Origin of the sequence: Actinoplanes oryzae, from assembly GCF_030757795.1 — a bacterium.
Classification (GTDB): Bacteria; Actinomycetota; Actinomycetes; order Mycobacteriales; family Micromonosporaceae; genus Actinoplanes.
In genome coordinates, this window is sequence record NZ_JAUQWH010000087.1 from 19,578 (window position 1) to 36,139 (window position 16,562).

At 70.8% G+C, this 16,562-nt stretch carries 13 protein-coding genes and 1 pseudogene; 4 read left to right on the forward strand and 10 right to left on the reverse strand.

Translation table 11 applies throughout. The annotated features are described in order from the left end of the window. Positions 1–509: 509 nt before the first annotated feature. Complete coding sequence (locus RBH18_RS25665; protein WP_306212171.1) at positions 510–1,505, reverse strand: TerC family protein; 996 nt, start codon at positions 1,503–1,505, stop codon at positions 510–512. Between the two features lie 495 nt (positions 1,506–2,000). Further along, complete coding sequence (locus RBH18_RS25670; protein ID WP_306212172.1) at positions 2,001–3,110, reverse strand: GNAT family N-acetyltransferase; 1,110 nt, start codon at positions 3,108–3,110, stop codon at positions 2,001–2,003. An 81-nt stretch (positions 3,111–3,191) separates the two neighbouring features. Here RBH18_RS25670 and RBH18_RS25675 point away from each other — a divergent pair, with 81 nt between their 5' ends. Further along, on the forward strand, positions 3,192–3,701 hold the full coding sequence (locus tag RBH18_RS25675; RefSeq protein WP_306212173.1) for an NUDIX hydrolase: 510 nt from the start codon (positions 3,192–3,194) through the stop codon (positions 3,699–3,701). Between the two features lie 139 nt (positions 3,702–3,840). On the opposite strand, the gene uvrB is transcribed toward RBH18_RS25675, so the two are convergent. The 3 genes from uvrB to rpsA all read right to left on the reverse strand — a co-directional run bounded on the left by uvrB (position 3,841) and on the right by rpsA (position 9,082). Continuing rightward, complete coding sequence (gene uvrB / locus RBH18_RS25680) at positions 3,841–5,961, reverse strand: excinuclease ABC subunit UvrB (protein WP_306212174.1); 2,121 nt, start codon at positions 5,959–5,961, stop codon at positions 3,841–3,843. Between the two features lie 281 nt (positions 5,962–6,242). Next, positions 6,243–7,430 carry a dephospho-CoA kinase gene (gene coaE, locus RBH18_RS25685; RefSeq protein WP_306212175.1) on the reverse strand — a complete coding sequence of 396 codons (1,188 nt, stop codon included), beginning with the start codon at positions 7,428–7,430 and terminating at the stop codon, positions 6,243–6,245. 137 nt (positions 7,431–7,567) lie between these two features. Then, on the reverse strand, positions 7,568–9,082 hold the full coding sequence (rpsA, locus tag RBH18_RS25690; protein ID WP_306212176.1) for a 30S ribosomal protein S1: 1,515 nt from the start codon (positions 9,080–9,082) through the stop codon (positions 7,568–7,570). A gap of 367 nt (positions 9,083–9,449) precedes the next feature. Between rpsA and RBH18_RS25695 the strand changes: the two genes are divergently transcribed. Genes RBH18_RS25695 through RBH18_RS25705 form a run of 3 tightly spaced genes read left to right on the forward strand, consistent with a single transcriptional unit; the run spans position 9,450 to position 10,807 of the window. Beyond that, positions 9,450–10,250 carry a class I SAM-dependent methyltransferase gene (locus RBH18_RS25695; protein WP_372338984.1) on the forward strand — a complete coding sequence of 267 codons (801 nt, stop codon included), beginning with the start codon at positions 9,450–9,452 and terminating at the stop codon, positions 10,248–10,250. 37 nt (positions 10,251–10,287) lie between these two features. Further along, positions 10,288–10,494, forward strand: a complete 207-nt coding sequence (locus tag RBH18_RS25700; RefSeq protein WP_306212177.1) for a hypervirulence associated TUDOR domain-containing protein — start codon at positions 10,288–10,290, stop codon at positions 10,492–10,494. Continuing rightward, entirely contained in the window at positions 10,484–10,807 is a 324-nt protein-coding gene (locus RBH18_RS25705) for a DUF3140 domain-containing protein (RefSeq protein WP_306212178.1), read from the forward strand. The genes RBH18_RS25700 and RBH18_RS25705 overlap by 11 nt, the downstream gene beginning before the upstream one ends. 259 nt (positions 10,808–11,066) lie before the next feature. On the opposite strand, the gene RBH18_RS25710 is transcribed toward RBH18_RS25705, so the two are convergent. The 5 genes and pseudogenes from RBH18_RS25710 to RBH18_RS25730 all read right to left on the reverse strand — a co-directional run. Continuing rightward, on the reverse strand, positions 11,067–11,432 hold the full coding sequence (locus tag RBH18_RS25710; protein WP_306212179.1) for an ArsR/SmtB family transcription factor: 366 nt from the start codon (positions 11,430–11,432) through the stop codon (positions 11,067–11,069). Between the two features lie 335 nt (positions 11,433–11,767). Next, the gene (polA, locus tag RBH18_RS25715; RefSeq protein ID WP_306212180.1) at positions 11,768–14,464 is read right to left on the reverse strand and encodes a DNA polymerase I; all 2,697 of its coding nucleotides are present in this window, start codon (positions 14,462–14,464) and stop codon (positions 11,768–11,770) included. 55 nt (positions 14,465–14,519) lie between these two features. Then, positions 14,520–15,272 (reverse strand): amino acid ABC transporter ATP-binding protein, encoded by a 753-nt coding sequence (locus tag RBH18_RS25720; protein WP_306212189.1) that lies wholly within the window; start codon positions 15,270–15,272, stop codon positions 14,520–14,522. A gap of 8 nt (positions 15,273–15,280) precedes the next feature. Further along, complete coding sequence (locus RBH18_RS25725; protein WP_306212181.1) at positions 15,281–16,255, reverse strand: amino acid ABC transporter permease; 975 nt, start codon at positions 16,253–16,255, stop codon at positions 15,281–15,283. Between the two features lie 12 nt (positions 16,256–16,267). Then, a pseudogene (locus tag RBH18_RS25730) lies at positions 16,268–16,562 on the reverse strand (ABC transporter substrate-binding protein); the annotation flags it as partial.

Below are 16,562 nucleotides of genomic sequence, written 5' to 3' on the forward strand. Positions count from 1 at the left end.
CCGCGCCCCAGCACGGCCGTCACGCCACTCGCATTGCCGCCACGCCACCCGCGCCCCGGCACGGCCGCACGCCACTCGCCCCGCGCCGCCGTCACGCCGCTTGCGCCCCCGCGTCGCGCGCTGCCGTCACGCCGCTTGCGCCCTCGCGTTCCGCGCTGCCGTCACGCCGCTTGCGTCCCGCCACGCCGCCCACGCCCCCGCGCCGCCGCCACGCCGCTGCCTGCGCCCCGCACGCCGTCACGCCGCTGCCTGCGCCGCCGCACGCCGTCACGCCACACCACGCGTTGCACGCCACTCCGGGCAACTCGGCACCGCGGTCACGCTCCGGTCATCGAAACCACGCGAACGCAGCAAGGGCACGAAGGCGGCCCGGGTGCACGACCGGACACGCGAACGCGGCTCGGGCCAGGGGCGCGCGAACGCAGCACGGGCCAGGGACGCGCGAACGCAGCACGGGTACGGGCGTGTTGCTCTGCCCGTACCCGTGCTGGGGTCTGCTCGTGGGCCGCTCAGGCGGCCGAGTCGACGAGCTCCTTCTTGCGGTCGCGGGACGACTTGACGAGGCTCGCGACGGTGGCGATGCCTAGGGTGCCGACGATGACCAGCAGCGACAGCCAGATCGGGATCTCCGGCGCCCAGTGCACCCCGTGGCCGCCGTTGATGAACGGCAGCGAGTTGGTGTGCAGCGCCTCGAGGAAGAGCTTGACGCCGATGAAGCCGAGCACGAAGGCCAGCCCGATGTTGAGGTAGACCAGGCGCTCCAGCAGCCCGCCGAGCAGGAAGTAGAGCTGCCGCAGACCCATCAGGGCGAACACCGTCGCGGCGAAGACCAGGTACGGCTCCTTGGTGATGCCGAAGATCGCCGGGATCGAGTCGAGCGCGAAGATCAGGTCCGTGGTGCCGATCGCGATCATCACGATGAGCATCGGCGTGAAGAGCCGGCGGCCGGTCTCGGTGACGATCGTCATGCGGCCGCTGTCGAAGGAGCTCGACACCGGGAAGACGCGCTTCGACCAGCGGATGAGAATGTTCTCCTTGAACTCCTCGTCCTCGTCGCTCTTGAGCAGCGTCGCCGCGGTGTAGACCAGGAACGCGCCGAAGATGTAGAAGACCCACGAGAACTGCTCGATGAGCGCGGCGCCGGCGGCGATGAAGGCACCCCGCATGACCAGGGCGAGCACGATGCCGATCAGCAGCACCTTCTGCTGGAACTGACGGGGCACCGCGAACCGCGACATGATGATCATGAAGACGAAGAGGTTGTCGACGCTCAGCGAGTATTCGGTGAGCCAGCCGGCGTAGAACTCACCGGCGGCCTGCCCGCCCGAGAAGAGCCAGAGCCCGAGGCCGAAGACGATGGCGAGCCCGATGTAGAAGGCCACCCAGCCGCCCGCCTCGCGCATGCTCGGCTCGTGGGGGCGCCGCCCGACGATCAGCAGATCGATGGCGAGCATGACGACAAGGGCTCCGAGGGTGGCGAACCAGACCCAGGCAGAGACGTTCAACGAGAACCTCCGGCAGACACGAAGTAACGCCGCGTCGGCTTGCGGGCCGATCGCGGCGAAGTGCGGCCGGAGGTCTCTTCCGCCCCCGCGCGACGCTGGACACGTCGCACAAGAACCGCCGGCCCCGGGTGCACCCGCGAGGATGCAGACCGTGTTGACGAGACCGGCGCGAAGGAATACTCCCCTCCTACGGCTGCCATTGTGTCGCATCGCTGCGCGAGTTGGCACATGACCCCAGCCAACAGTGTCGAGTGTCTCGCCGCCAGCCGTTCCCACATCCGGGCGGAAAGCGCATTCCGGCTGCTAGATGGCACTCTGCGATACGGCACCTCGGCTCGCCCGCGACGTTTGCGCCGGTAGGCCGCCGGTGCGCATGCTGGGACGCTCCCTTGCACATGCCGGGACGCCCGTCGCAAACACTGGGAACGGTCCGAAGAACGACATTCACCGATCGTGATGTGGCCCGCCGATCACCCGCTTGGTCATCCTAGGAACCTAGCTCAAAAGCCCGTACCGGGCGCGCCGTCCCCGATCCTCGAAGCCCAGCCGCCGGTACAACCCGGCCGCCCGATTGTCGACATTGACGGTCAGCCACGCCTCGGCGGCACCGGCGGCCCGCATCCGCCGCAGGGCCTCGGTGACCAGCGCCCCGCCGATCCCCCGCCCGCGCGCCGCCGGCACCACACCGACCTGATCGATCCAGCCCGCCCCCACCTCCGGCCCGAGCCCCGCCGAGGAGCCAGTGACAAAAGCCGAGGAGCCGGTGACAAAAGTCGAGGAGCCGGTGACAAAACCCGCGGAGCCGGTGACAAAAGCCGCGGAACCCGTGACAGGACCCGCGGAACCAGTGACAGGACCCGCGGAACCCGTGACAGGACCCGCGGAGCTGGTGAAAAAAGCCGCGGAACCGGTGATGAAGCCGGCGTCGGATCCGTCCGGCAGCGTGGCCAGCACCGACCACTCGGGCCTGAAGTCGTCGTCCTCGTCGCCGATCCACTCGCCGGCCGTCCAGCCCGGGAAGCCGGGACGTTCCCGGAAGGCCGCCTCGTAAGCCGCGAAGAAGCGCAGCGCCGTCCCGCCGGACCACTCCCGCAGGACCGTTCCGCCGGGCCACCGCGGCTCGGGCACCTCGTGCGCCAAGTCGTACCGCAGCACGTCCTCAGCGAAGGTCTGCCGCAGCCCGCGCGTGCCGAACAGGTGATCGGCCGCGGGCGTCCACGACTCCGTCTCCACCGTGATCGGCCCGCCGAGCCGCCGCGCCTCGGCGAGGGCCACATCGAGCAGCCGCGCGCCCAGCCCCGCCGCGCGGAACCCGGGATCGACCATCCCGGCGATCACCGAACCCGCCGGCGCGTCCGGCACCGCTCCCCCGGCCGCCGACGGGGCCTCCCGCGAGGCCGCCCGCAGCGCCCCGGCGGCGACGAGCCGCCCGTCTTCCGTACGCCCCTGCACCCCGGCGGCCCGGCCTCCGAGCCACCGGCTGCGCACGAACTCCGGGGAGGCAGCGAGCGGCAACCCGCCGTCCCGCGCGAGGCACCGCCGGACGAGACCGCTCAGCTCCTCCACCGTCGCCTGCGGGCCCACCGTCCACGAGATCTCCGACACGCGCCCGAGCGTAGGACGGCAGCCCCGGCGGGCCCACCGGATTACCGCCGAGCAGTTGATCTTCCTCGATAGGGTCGGCGCATGCCTGTCTCCGCCTACATCGCCAGGATGCGCGCCCACATCGGGAACGACCTGCTTCTGCTGCCGGGCGTCAGTGCCGTCGTCCGCGACTCCGGCGGCCGGATCCTGCTCGCCCGCCGCAGCGACAACGGCCGGTGGTCGCTGCCGGCCGGCGTCATCGACCCCGGGGAGCAGCCGGCGGATGCCGTCCTGCGCGAGGTCTTCGAGGAGACCGGCGTACGGGCGGAGATCGAGCGGGTCGGCGGCGTCGCCACGCACCCGGTCGTCTACCCGAACGGCGACTCGTGCGAATACCTCAACGTGTGGTTCCGCTGCCGGGCGGTCGGCGGGGAGGCGCGCGTCAACGACGACGAGTCCACCGAGGTCGGCTGGTTCGACCCCGCCGACCTGCCGGATCTCGACGACTGGGCCAGGCTCCGGATCGGCACCACGCTGCCCGACGGGGACGCGGCCTGGTACGCGCAACCCGGGGAACGCCATCCGGCGCTAGGCCGGCCCGACGCCATCTGACCCGCGAAGAAGGCCGCCCGGCCGGGCCGGGCGGACGACTCGCCTGCGCGGAGGAACGGGGGAAGGGCGGGCGACGGCGCTCGTCGGCTGCAGCGGGTGGACCCGCCGGGGAAGGGCGGGCGGCACCCGCCCTTCCGGCTCAGCGCACGCCCGCCACGTCCATGCCGCGCAGCTCCTTCTTCAGCTCGGACATCTCGTCGCGGATCCGGGCCGCCAGCTCGAACTGCAGCTCGCGGGCCGCGGCCAGCATCTGGTCGTTGAGGTCCTGGATGAGCTGGGCCAGCTCGGCGCGGGCCATGCCCTCGCGGGCCGGGGCGGTGGCGGCGGCGCGGCCCTTGGAGCGGGTCTCCGGGACGGGGGCCTTGCCGCGCGACATCTGGCGCCCGGCGCCGCCGACGGAGTGGCTGCCGAGGGTGGTGTCGGTGTCCTCGGCCTCGCGGTAGATGTCGTCGAGGATGTCGTGGATCTTCTTGCGGAGGGGCTCGGGCTTGATGCCGTGGGCCTCGTTGTACGCGACCTGCTTGGCGCGGCGCCGGTCGGTCTCCTCGATCGCCTCGCGCATCGACGGGGTGATCTTGTCCGCGTACATGTGGACCTGGCCGGAGACGTTGCGCGCCGCGCGGCCGATCGTCTGGATCAGGGAGCGGCCGCTGCGCAGGAAGCCCTCCTTGTCGGCGTCGAGGATGGCGACCAGCGACACCTCGGGCAGGTCGAGGCCCTCGCGCAGCAGGTTGATGCCGACCAGGACGTCGTAGTCGCCCTTGCGCAGCTCCTTGAGCAGCTCGACGCGGCGCAGGGTGTCGACCTCGGAGTGCAGGTAGCGCACCCGGATGCCGTTCTCCAGGAGGTAGTCGGTGAGGTCCTCGGCCATCTTCTTGGTCAGCGTGGTGACCAGGACCCGCTCGTCGCGCTCGGTGCGCAGCTTGATCTCGTGCATGAGGTCGTCGATCTGGCCCTTGGTGGGCTTGACCACGACCTCGGGGTCGACCAGGCCGGTCGGGCGGATGACCTGCTCGACGTACTCCCCCTGGGCCTCCTGCATCTCCCACGGCCCGGGCGTCGCGGAGAGGAAGACCATCTGGCCGACCCGCTCGAGGAACTCGTCGAAGCGCAGCGGCCGGTTGTCCGCGGCGCTGGGCAGCCGGAAGCCGTGCTCGATGAGGATGCGCTTGCGGGAGGCATCCCCCTCGTACATCCCGCCGATCTGCGGGATCGTCACGTGCGACTCGTCGATGACGGTGACGAAGTCGTCGGGGAAGTAGTCGAGCAGGGTGTAGGCCGGGTCGCCGTACGAGCGGCCGTCCATGTGCATCGAGTAGTTCTCGATGCCGTTGCAGAAGCCGACCTGGCGCATCATCTCGATGTCGTAGGTCGTGCGCATCCGCAGCCGCTGGGCCTCCAGCAGCTTGCCCTGCCTGTCCAGCTCGGCGAGGCGCTCCTCGAGCTCGGCCTCGATGTCGCGGATGGCGCGCTCCATGCGCTCGGGGCCGGCCGCGTAGTGCGTGGCCGGGAAGATCACGAGCTGGTCGACCTCGCGCACGATGTCGCCGGTGAGCGGGTGCAGGTAGTAGAGCTTTTCGATCTCGTCGCCGAAGAACTCGATCCGGACGGCGAGCTCCTCGTACGCCGGGATGATCTCCAGCGTGTCGCCGCGCACGCGGAACGTGCCGCGCTGGAACGCCATGTCGTTGCGGCTGTACTGAATGTCGACGAGGCGGCGCAGCAGCTGGTCGCGGTCCCACTCCTGGCCGACCTGGACCTTGGCGGCCCGCTCGAGGTACTCCTGCGGGGTGCCCAGGCCGTAGATCGCCGAGACGGTCGCGACCACGATCACGTCGCGCCGGGTGAGCAGCGACATGGTGGCCGAGTGCCGCAGCCGCTCGACCTCCTCGTTGACCGACGAGTCCTTCTCGATGTAGGTGTCCGTCTGGGCGATATACGCCTCGGGCTGGTAGTAGTCGTAGTAACTGACGAAGTATTCGACGGCGTTGTTGGGCAGCAGCTCGCGGAACTCCTTGGCGAGCTGCGCGCACAGCGTCTTGTTGGGGGCGAGGACGAGCGCCGGCCGCTGCAGCTTCTCGATGAGCCACGCGGTCGTCGCGCTCTTGCCGGTGCCGGTGGCCCCGAGCAGGACCGTGTTGCGGTCGCCCCGGCGCACCCGGCGCTCCAGCTCGGCGATGGCCGCGGGCTGGTCACCGGCCGGCTGGTATTCGCTGACGACCTCGAAGGTGCCGTCGAGTCGTGGGATGTCGAGCGCCATGGACCCACCGTACGTCGGGGGTGTGACAAGTTTCCGCGCCCGCCGTGCCGATGGTGCGTATTCCGCCCCGCGACCAGGCATTGTCCGCCACCGGGGAGCGGTTCAGACTGGTCGGGTAGGTCGCTCGCGGCGGCCTGCCGCCCGGCCGGTGCCACCACGCGGCGCCCCGGGGGGACTCCACGGATCGCAGCCCCGGTGCCGCCGGCGAGCGCGTCCGGGAGGGCCGTGCCACACCGCACGACCGCCCGCCGCGAGCGCCCCTGCTGCAGGCAGCCGGCGGATCAGGGCTGCCAACCCACCCGTTCCGCCCATGCGTGAGCCGCCTCGGCCTCCGCGTCGAACCACGGCTCCTTGGCCTCCGCATAGCCCGCCACGTCCGCGTGCTGCCCGGCCCAGCCCGCCTTCGCCGCCGCGTAGCCGTCCCGCGCCTCCGGCACCGCCCGCAGGTGGTCGCGCATGAGCAGGGCGAAGCGCCACCCCGGCGACCCGGTCACCCGGACGTGGAGGTGGACCGGCCGCCCCGGATCCGCGTTGCCGTGCAGCCGCTTGGGCCAGGTCGCGCCGGACACCCCGCGGGCGTTGTCGGCCCACTCCCCCGGACGCCGCGGCAGCCCCGCACCGGCGAGCGCCCCCGCCACGTCGTCGGCCGCCGTCAGCGTGGGCACGGCGAGCATGAGGTCGATCAGGTCCTTCGCGGGCAGGCCCGGCACCGCGGTCGACCCGATGTGCGTGAGCCCGCCGCCGAGGCCCAGCGGCTGCAGCACGTGGTCGATGCGCGCGATGATCCGCGCCGCCTGCGCCGGCCACGTCGCGTCCGGCTCCGCGACCCGCAACCGCCCGTCGGTGACGGCATAGCGGGACAACCGCACATTCCGCTCGTACGGCAGCAGCCGCTCCCGCCACAGCCGCGCGACCTGGGTCTCCAGCTCGGCGAGCGTCCCGGAGTTGCTGATCACGACGTCCGCGGCGGCCCGTCGCTCGTCGTCGCCGGCCTGCGCGGCGATCCGGGCGGCGGCCTGCTCGCGGGTCATGCCGCGGGTCTCCACGAGCCGGGTGATGCGGGTCTCCGGGTCGGCTTCCACGACCACGACCAGGTGGTACGTGGGGGCGAGCCCGGTCTCCACGAGCAGCGGCACGTCGTTGACGACGACGGCGTCGAGCGGCGCGGCGGCCGTCAGGTGCGCGGTCCGGGCGCGTACCCGGGGATGGATGATCTGCTCCAGGGCGCGCCGGGCCTCGGCGTCGGCGAAGACCCGGGTGCCGAGGGCCGGGCGGTCCAGCTCTCCCGCGGGCGTGAGCACCTCGGGGCCGAAGGTCCCGGCGACGGCGGCCAGGCCCTCGGTGCCGGGCGCGACCACCTCGCGCGCCAGGACGTCGGCGTCGATGATCACCGCGCCGCGCTCGGCCAGCAGGCGCGCGACGGCGCTCTTCCCGGCCCCGATCCCTCCGGTCAACCCCACCTTGAGCACGCGCCCAGTATTCCGGAGCCGCCGCGTGCGGGCCAGCCACGAAAAAGCCGCCCACCCGCGCGTGGCGGATGGGCGGCTTCCGGGTCCGTGCCGGGCCCCGGCCGTCAGCGGCCGGGGACCGGGTCAGGAGGCGGTGCTCAGTTCTTGCCGCCGGCGAGCTTCTCGCGCAGGGCGGCGAGGGCCTCGTCGGTGGCCAGGGTGCCGGCCGGCTCCTCGTTCGAGCGCGCCGGGGCGGACGAGCTCGTGGAGGAGGAGGTCGACGTGGAGGAGGACGAGGTCACGCCGCCGGCCGGAACCGGGTTGAGCGCGGCCTCGGCGTCGGCGTCGCGGGACGCCTGCACCTGCTTGGTGTGGGCCTCCCAGCGCTCGCGAGCCTCGGCGTACTGCTTCTCCCAGGTCTCGCGCTGGGCGTCGAAGCCCTCGAGCCACTCGCCCGTCTCCGGGTCGAAGCCCTCCGGGTAGATGTAGTTGCCCTCGTTGTCGTACGTGGCAGCCATGCCGTAGAGGGTCGGGTCGAAGTGCTCCTCGCCCTCGACGAAGCCCTCGTTGGCCTGCTTGAGCGACAGCGAGATGCGACGACGCTCGAGGTCGATGTCGATGACCTTGACGAGGACGTCGGAGCCCACCTGGACGACCTGCTCGGGCAGCTCGACGTGCCGCTCGGCCAGCTCGGAGATGTGCACCAGGCCCTCGATGCCGTCGTCCACGCGGACGAACGCACCGAACGGGACCAGCTTGGTGACCTTGCCCGGCACGATCTGGTTGATCGCGTGGGTGCGGGCGAACTGGCGCCACGGGTCTTCCTGGGTCGCCTTCAGCGACAGCGAGACGCGCTCGCGGTCCAGGTCGACGTCGAGCACCTCGACCTCGACCTCCTGGCCGACCTCGACGACCTCGGACGGGTGGTCGATGTGCTTCCAGGAGAGCTCGGAGACGTGCACCAGGCCGTCCACGCCACCCAGGTCCACGAAGGCACCGAAGTTGACGATGGAGGACACGACGCCCTTGCGGACCTGGCCCTTCTGCAGCTTGTTGAGGAACTCGGTGCGGACCTCGGACTGGGTCTGCTCCAGCCACGCCCGGCGGGACAGGACCACGTTGTTGCGGTTCTTGTCCAGCTCGATGATCTTCGCCTCGAGCTCCCGGCCCACGTAGGGCTGGAGGTCACGGACGCGACGCATCTCCACGAGGGAGGCGGGGAGGAAGCCACGCAGGCCGATGTCGAGGATGAGGCCACCCTTGACGACCTCGATGACGGAGCCGCGCACGACGCCGTCGTCCTCCTTGATCTTCTCGATGGTGCCCCACGCACGCTCGTACTGCGCGCGCTTCTTCGAGAGGATCAGGCGGCCTTCCTTGTCCTCCTTGGTGAGGACGAGGGCTTCGATGTGGTCTCCGACCGACACCACTTCCGCGGGGTCCACGTCATGCTTGATCGACAACTCGCGCGAGGGGATGACGCCCTCGGTCTTGTAGCCGATGTCGAGCAGGACCTCGTCCCGATCGACCTTGACGACGGTGCCTTCGACAATGTCACCGTCGTTGAAGTACTTGATGGTCTCGTCGATGGCTGCGAGGAAAGCTTCCTCCGAGCCGAGATCGTCGACGGTGACCCGGTTGGCGCTCGAGGTGGCCTCGATGCTGCTCGTCATGTGGACTGTTGCTCCGAACGGATGGTTTCGTGGTGTCTCTTGCGCCGCACGGACCTGACGACGGGCACAGCACGAACATCCGGTGATCACGAGCGTGGAGCCGGGCGATCAGGCGAGTCAGAATCATGCTGGACCGACGACTTGCGGAACCTGCTCCCTGCCGAGGCACACGATCCGCGAGCGCATCGACTAGCTTACAGTGCGCATTACCACAGGTTGCAAGCCCTCCTGCGGACCGAGGCACATTGTTCCCGCCAAACCCGTCAGCACGCCCGTTACGTGCTGTTTTGCCCCCCTGGCCTCCGCCGCATTCCCGATCCGGGTACGCGCAGAGCGGATCAACCTCCGGAGAACGTACGGTGGCCCGGTGATCGAAGAGCACGTGACCCTGCGCCGACCGGTGACCGACGACGAGAGCCGCGTCGCCAGCCGGCACTGGTGGGACCTCGACGCGGACGACTACCAGGACGAGCACGGCGCCTTCCTCGGCGACGCCGACTTCGTGTGGTGCCCGGAGGGCGTGCGCGAGGCGGACGTCCGGCTGCTGGGTGACGTGCGCGGCAAGCGCGTCCTGGAGCTGGGCGCCGGGGCCGCGGCCGCCGCCCGCTGGCTGGACGGCCAGGGCGCGGAGGTGGTCGCCATGGACCTGAGCGCCGGCATGCTGCGCCAGGCCCGCGCGGGGGCGGAGCGCTCCGGCGTCGAGGTGCCGCTGGTCCAGGCCGACGCGCTGGCCCTGCCGTTCGCCACGGACGCGTTCGACATCGTCTTCACGGCCTTCGGCGCGATCCCCTTCGTCGCCGACTCCGCCGCGGTCATGCGCGAGGTCGCCCGGGTGCTGCGCCCCGGCGGCCGGTGGGTCTACTCGCTCACCCACCCGATGCGGTGGATCTTCCTCGACGACCCGGGCGAGGACGGCCTGCTGGCGATCCACCCCTACTTCGACCGCCGCCCGTACGTGGAGCAGGACGCCGCCGGCACCCCGACCTACGTCGAGCAGCACCGCACCCTCGGCGACCGGGTCCGCGAGCTGGTCGCCGCCGGCTTCGTCCTGGAGGACCTGATCGAGCCGGAGTGGCCGGAGGGGCACGAGCAGATCTGGGGCCAGTGGAGCCCCCTGCGCGGCCGCCTCTTCCCCGGCACGGCGATCTTCGTCGCCCGTCTGGGCTGACCTGTTACGACCCCCGGGGCCCGGGTACCAGCAGGTCATGAGCCTGCGAAAAGGTACGAAGGTGTCCTGGAAGAGCCACGGCGAGACGGTCGAGGGCACGGTCGAGAAGAAGATCACCTCCCGCACCGAGGAGTCCGGCCGCACGGTGGCCGCCTCCCCCGACGAGCCGCAGTACAAGGTCAAGAGCGACAAGACCGGGGCGACGGCGGTGCACAAGGAGGAGGCGCTGAAGCATGGCAAGTGACACGTACGCCGAGTTCAAGGACGCCGTCAACATGACCGCGTCCGAGCTGGAGAAGTGGCTGGGGACCGACGAGTCGCGCGAGGTCGGCCAGAAGTCGGGCGGCGGCGAGTCCGTGGGCCACGACAGCGGCCGCAAGATCGTGAAGCTGCTGCACACCCGGAAGGCCGACCTGAGCGACCAGGACGAGGCGCACATGCGCAAGGTCGTCGGCTACGTGCACCGGCACCTGGCGCAGCGGCCGCAGGGCGACGTCAAGGACACCAAGTGGCGTTACTCGCTGATGAACTGGGGTCACGATCCGCTGAAGAAGTGACGCCGGGCGGGCGCCGCCGGTGCGCGGGAGGCCGGCCGGCGCCCGGGTCACGCTCGCGACAGCGGGCACACCGGCCGGGCGGCGCAGGCCGGCGCATGGACGCCGGCCAGCCGGACGGTCGGACGGTGGCGGTGACGGTGGCCTGTCGACGGTGGCGCCGACGGTGGCCTGTCGGCGGTGAAGGTAACGGTGGCCTGTCGGCGGTGACGGTAACGGTGGCTGCCGGACGGTCAGGCGGTGGCGGTGGCCTGCCGGACGGTCAGACGGTGGCGGTGGCCTTCGTGACGTCGAGCAGGCCGGCCAGCAGCGCCAGCGGGGCGGGCACCAGGCGGTAGTAGACCCAGGTGCCGCGGCGGTCGCAGTCGACCAGGCCGGCCTCGCGCAGGACCTTGAGGTGGTGCGAGATCGTCGGGCCGGTCAGCTGGAACGAGCCGGTCAGGTCGCAGACGCAGACCTCGCCGCCGCCCGCGGAGGCGATCATCGACAGCAGGCGCAGGCGGACGGGATCGCCCAGCGCCTTGAACATCGGCGCGTAGGCGCGCGCCTGGTCGGCCTCCAGCGGGCGATGGATCACCGGCGCCCACGCCTCCGACAGCGATGTCACGTCGAGCGAAGTGGTTGGCATCAGACCACCCTTGCAGAGCGGGGCAAGCCGGAGGCGCCGGTGTCCGCCCGCGATGTAGCCGCTGTGCGAGATTGTCGTCGCAGAGCGCCAGAATGCATTCCACAGCACCATTGCCGCCCCTCGCCGGAATGGCGTTTCCCCAGCTCAGCGCCGTTCGTGAGGCATGGAAGCCCGCTGCCGGAAGGGCCGCGAAAACTGCCCGAAAGTCCCACCCGTAGGCGGTTCCCCCGACCGGTCAGCGACCCCCCACCGTCCCCAGTGCACAGACTGTCGAATCACCGACAGCGGCCCCGGCCGCGGCCCCGGCGGGCACGGCGCCCGTGGGACGCGGCGTGTCAGTGGTCGGCGCCGTTCCAGTCCTGGCCGAGGCCCACGGAGACCTCGAGCGGCACCGACAGCGGGTAGGCCCCGCCCATCTCGCGCCGCACCAGCTCCTCCAGTGCCTCCCGCTCCCCCGGCGCGACCTCGAAGACGAGCTCGTCGTGCACCTGCAGCAGCATCCGCGACGCCAGCCCGGCCTCGCGCAGCGCGGTGTCGACGTGCAGCATCGCCACCTTGATGATGTCGGCGGCCGAGCCCTGGATCGGGGCGTTGAGCGCCATCCGCTCGGCCATCTCGCGGCGCTGGCGGTTGTCGCTGCTCAGGTCGGGCAGGTAGCGGCGCCGGCCGAGGATCGTGGCCGTGTAGCCGTCCTGCACCGCGCGGCGCACCACGGCCTGCAGGTAGTCGCGGACGCCGCCGAAGCGCTCGAAGTACTCGTTCATCAGGCCACGGGCTTCCTCCGTGCTGATGGAGAGCTGGTTGGACAGCCCGAAGGCGCTCAGCCCGTACGCCAGCCCGTAGTTCATCGCCTTGATCTTGCGCCGCTGGTCGGGCACGACCTCCTCGACCGGCACGTGGAAGACCGACGAGGCGGTGGCGGCGTGGAAGTCGGCGCCGGAGTTGAACGCGCCGATCAGCGCCTCGTCGCCGGACAGGTGCGCCATGATCCGCATCTCGATCTGGCTGTAGTCGGCGGTCATCAGCGACTCGAAGCCCTCGCCCACGACGAAGGCGCGGCGGATGCGGCGGCCCTCCTCGGTGCGGATCGGGATGTTCTGCAGGTTGGGGTCGGTGGACGACAGCCGGCCGGTGGCGGCGACGGTCTGGTTGAACGTGGTGTGGATGCGCCCGTCGTCGGAGACCGACTTGAGCAGCCCGTCGACCGTCGACTTGAGCTTGGCGACGTCGCGGTGGCGCAGCAGGTGCTCGAGCACCGGGTCGCCCGTCTGGGCGAACAGGCTCTGCAGCGCGTCGGCGTCGGTCGTGTAGCCCGACTTGATCTTCTTGGTCTTGGGCAGGTTGCGCTCGACGAAGAGGATCTCCTGCAGCTGCTTGGGCGAGCCCAGGTTGAACTCGCGGCCGACGACCGCGTGCGCCGCCTGCTGGGCCGCCTTGACCTCGGCGGCGAAGTGCGCCTCCAGCTCGCCCAGGTAGTGCGTGTCGGCGGCGATGCCCAGGTGCTCCATCTCGCCGAGCACGATCTCCAGCGGCTGCTCGACCTCCATGAGCAGCCGTTGCGACGCCCCCTCGTCGCGGGACAGCTCCTCGGTGAGGGTGTCGGCCAGGTCGAGGGTGGCCCGGGCGCGCAGCATGACATTCTGCTCGGCGACGGCACCCTCGTCGCTCACGCCGGCGAGCAGGTCGAGCTGCCCGTCGGCCGGGGCGTCGACGCGCAGCTCGCGCTTGAGATAGCGCAGCGCCAGGTCGGTGAGGTCGTAGGCCCGCTGGTCGGGCTTGGCGAGATAGGCCGCGAGCGCGGTGTCGGACCGCAGGCCGCGCAGCTCCCATCCGTGGGCCCGGAGCGCCAGCATCGCCGGCTTGGCGTCATGGATGATCTTGGGGCGGGCGGCATCCCCGAGCCACGCCGCGACGGCGTGCTCGTCCGAGGAATCCAGCGCCGTGGGGTCGAACCACGCCGCCGGACCGTCGCCGGTGGCCACCGCGATCCCCGTCAGCGAGCCGGTGCCGCGGCCGAAGGAACCCGTGAAGGCCAGGCCGACCGGCGCCTCCAGGGCATGGGTGCCGAGCCACGCGGCCACCTCGCCCGTGCGCAGGACTGAGCCGGCCAGGTCGAAGCCGGACTCGGCCTCGGGCTCGACCGCCTCCAGGTAGGAGTAGAGCCGCTCGCGCAGCACCCGGAACTCCAGCGCGTCGAAGACCTGGTGCACGGCCTCGCGGTCCCAGCCCTGCCACTTGAGGTCCTGCGGGCCGACGGGCAGCTCGAGGTCGCAGCGCAGCTTGTTGAGCTCGTAGTTCTGCATGACGCCGGCGAGGTGGGCCCGCAGGCTGTCGCCGACCTTGCCCTTGATCTCGTCGGCCCGGGCGACGACGCCCTCGAGCCCGCCGTAGGTGTTGATCCACTTGGCGGCGGTCTTGTCCCCGACGCCGGGCACGCCCTGCAGGTTGTCGCTGGAGTCGCCGACCAGGGCGGCCTTGTCCCGGTAGCGGGACGGCGGCACGCCGTATTTCGCCTCGATGGCCTCGGGGGTCATCCGCCAGACCTCGGAGACGCCACGCACCGGGTAGAGGATCGTGACGTGCTCGGCGGAGAGCTGGAACGAGTCGCGGTCGCCGGTCGAGATGATCACCTCGAAGCCCTGCTCGCGGGCCTGGGTGGTGAGCGTGCCGATGATGTCGTCGGCCTCGAAGCCCGGCTTCTCCACGACGGTGATGCGCAGCGCCTGCAGGACCTCCTTGATCAGGCTGACCTGACCCAGGAAGGGCTTGGGCGTCTCCGAGCGGCCGGCCTTGTAGTCCGGGAAGATCTCGGTGCGGAAGGTCTGCCGGGCGACGTCGAAGGCGACCACGATGTGCGTCGGCTGCTCGTCGCGGAGCATGTTGATCAGCATCGAGGTGAAGCCGAACACCGCGTTGGTCGCCTGCCCGGTGGCCGTGGAGAAATTCTCCACGGGCAGCGCGAAGAAGGCTCGGTAGGCCAGCGAATGGCCGTCCAGCAGCAGCAAGCGGGGGGTCTGCGCGTGTTCGCTCACGTCCGAGAACTCTAGACCCGGGGTACGACACTCTCGCGGACCACCCCGCTCACTTTTAGAGCACTTTGCTCAGGAATGCCCTGGTTCGCTCGTGCTGCGGATTGCCGATGACGTCCCGCGGGGCGCCCTGCTCGACCACCACGCCCCCGTCCATGAAGATCAGCGAGTCGCCGACCTCCCGGGCGAAGCCGATCTCGTGGGTCACCACGACCATGGTCATGCCGTCGCGGGCGAGGTCCTTCATGACGTCGAGCACCTCGCCGACGAGCTCCGGGTCCAGCGCGCTGGTCGGCTCGTCGAAGAGCATCAGCTTGGGCCGCATGGCCAGCGCCCGGGCGATCGCCACGCGCTGCTGCTGCCCGCCGGAGAGCTGCCCGGGGTAGTTCTCCACCTTCGCCCCGAGGCCGACCCGGTCGAGCAGCGCGAGCGCCCTGTCCCGTACCTCGGCCCTGCTCTCCTTCTTGACCCGGCAGGGTGCCTCCATGACGTTCTGCAGGACCGTCATGTGCGGGAAGAGGTTGAACCGCTGGAACACCATGCCGATGGACCGGCGCTGCGCGGCGACCTCCTTCTCCCGCAGCTCGTGCAGCTTGCCGCCGCGCTCGCGATAGCCCATCAGGTCGCCGTCGACGAAGATCTTGCCGGCGTTGACCTTCTCCAGGTGGTTGATGCAGCGCAGGAAGGTCGACTTGCCCGAGCCCGAGGGCCCGAGCACGCAGCAGACCTCACCCGCGCGCACCTCGAGGTCGACACCCTTCAAGACCTCGAGATGCCCGAAAGATTTGTGTACGTTCTCCGCGCGCACCATCGCGTCGGTCACGGTGTCGCCCCCTCCACGCCCACGGGCCGCCGGCGGGACCGACGGGTGGCACCGTAGCCCTTGCCGAAGTGCCGCTCGACGAAGAACTGCGCGATCATCAGCACGCTGCAGATGATCAGGTACCAGAGGCACGCGGCGATCAGGACCGGCAGCACGATGAACGTCCGCGAGCTGATCGCCTGCAGCTGGAAGAACAGCTCGAAGGTCACCGGCACGAAGGCGACCAGCGACGTGTCCTTGACCATCGCGATCGTCTCGTTGCCGGTCGGCGGCACGATGACCCGCATCGCCTGGGGCAGCACGATGCGGCGCAGCACCTGACCGCGCGACAGCCCCAGCGCCGACGCGGCCTCCGCCTGGCCGGGATCGACCGACTGGATGCCCGCGCGGACGATCTCCGCCATGTACGCGGCCTCGCTGAGCGCCAGCGCCAGCATGCCCGCGACGAAACCGGACAGCAGATCCGTCGCCTTGATGCTGTAGAACTGCAGGTTCAGGTCGCTGACCCCGAACAGCTTGCCCAGCTGGGCGTCGAAGGGCACCCCGAAACCGATCCGGTCCCACAGGATGCCCAGGTTGCCGAAGAGGATCGCCAGCACCAGCCGCGGCACCGCCCGGAACACCCAGGTGTAGAGCCACGCCACCCAGGACAGCACCGGGTTCGGCGACAGCCGCATGATCGCGATGACCACGCCCAGCGCGACACCGATGACCATCGACGAGACCGTCAGCAGGATCGTGCCGCGCAGGCCCTCCAGCACCGGGCCGGTGAACATGACCCCGCGCTTGCCGTCGCCGATGCTGACGAAGATGAAGTGCCAGTTGAAGCGGTCGTTCGTGAGAAGCAGGTGCAGGAACATCGCGGCCAGCACGGCCAGCACCGCGATCGCCGCCCACCGCCCGGGGTGCCGGACGGGCACGGCCTGAACAGCGTCAGGCCGGGCCCGTCCGGTTTCGGTTTCCGTCGTCATGTCCGCCGCGGATCAGGCCGCGGGGTTGACGGCCGGGTCGGTGATCCCGCCGGCCTCGACGCCCCACTTGGCGAGGATCGTCTTGTACGTGCCGTCCGCGATCAGCGCCTCGAGGGCGCCCTCGATCGCGCCGCCGAACTCCGTCTGGTCCTTCGGCAGCACGTACCCGTACGGGGCCGAGTCGTAGATCTCCCCGGCCAGGGCCAGCTGACCGTTGGTCTGCTTCACCGCGTACGCGCAGACCGGCGAGTCGGCCAGCATCGCCTCGTCCTTGCCGGAGACGACCGCGTTGGTGGCGTCCGCCTGC

Excerpts from the sequence above, each read along its gene's own strand:
- RBH18_RS25675 (WP_306212173.1), top strand. The coding sequence starts at position 3,192 with ATGCCTGTCTCCGCCTACATCGCCAGGATGCGCGCCCACATCGGGAAC.
- uvrB (WP_306212174.1), bottom strand. The coding sequence starts at position 5,961 with ATGGCGCTCGACATCCCACGACTCGACGGCACCTTCGAGGTCGTCAGC.
- rpsA (WP_306212176.1), bottom strand. The coding sequence starts at position 9,082 with ATGACGAGCAGCATCGAGGCCACCTCGAGCGCCAACCGGGTCACCGTC.
- RBH18_RS25700 (WP_306212177.1), top strand. The coding sequence starts at position 10,288 with ATGAGCCTGCGAAAAGGTACGAAGGTGTCCTGGAAGAGCCACGGCGAG.
- RBH18_RS25705 (WP_306212178.1), top strand. The coding sequence starts at position 10,484 with ATGGCAAGTGACACGTACGCCGAGTTCAAGGACGCCGTCAACATGACC.
- RBH18_RS25710 (WP_306212179.1), bottom strand. The coding sequence starts at position 11,432 with ATGCCAACCACTTCGCTCGACGTGACATCGCTGTCGGAGGCGTGGGCG.
- RBH18_RS25720 (WP_306212189.1), bottom strand. The coding sequence starts at position 15,272 with ATGGTGCGCGCGGAGAACGTACACAAATCTTTCGGGCATCTCGAGGTC.
- RBH18_RS25725 (WP_306212181.1), bottom strand. The coding sequence starts at position 16,255 with ATGACGACGGAAACCGAAACCGGACGGGCCCGGCCTGACGCTGTTCAG.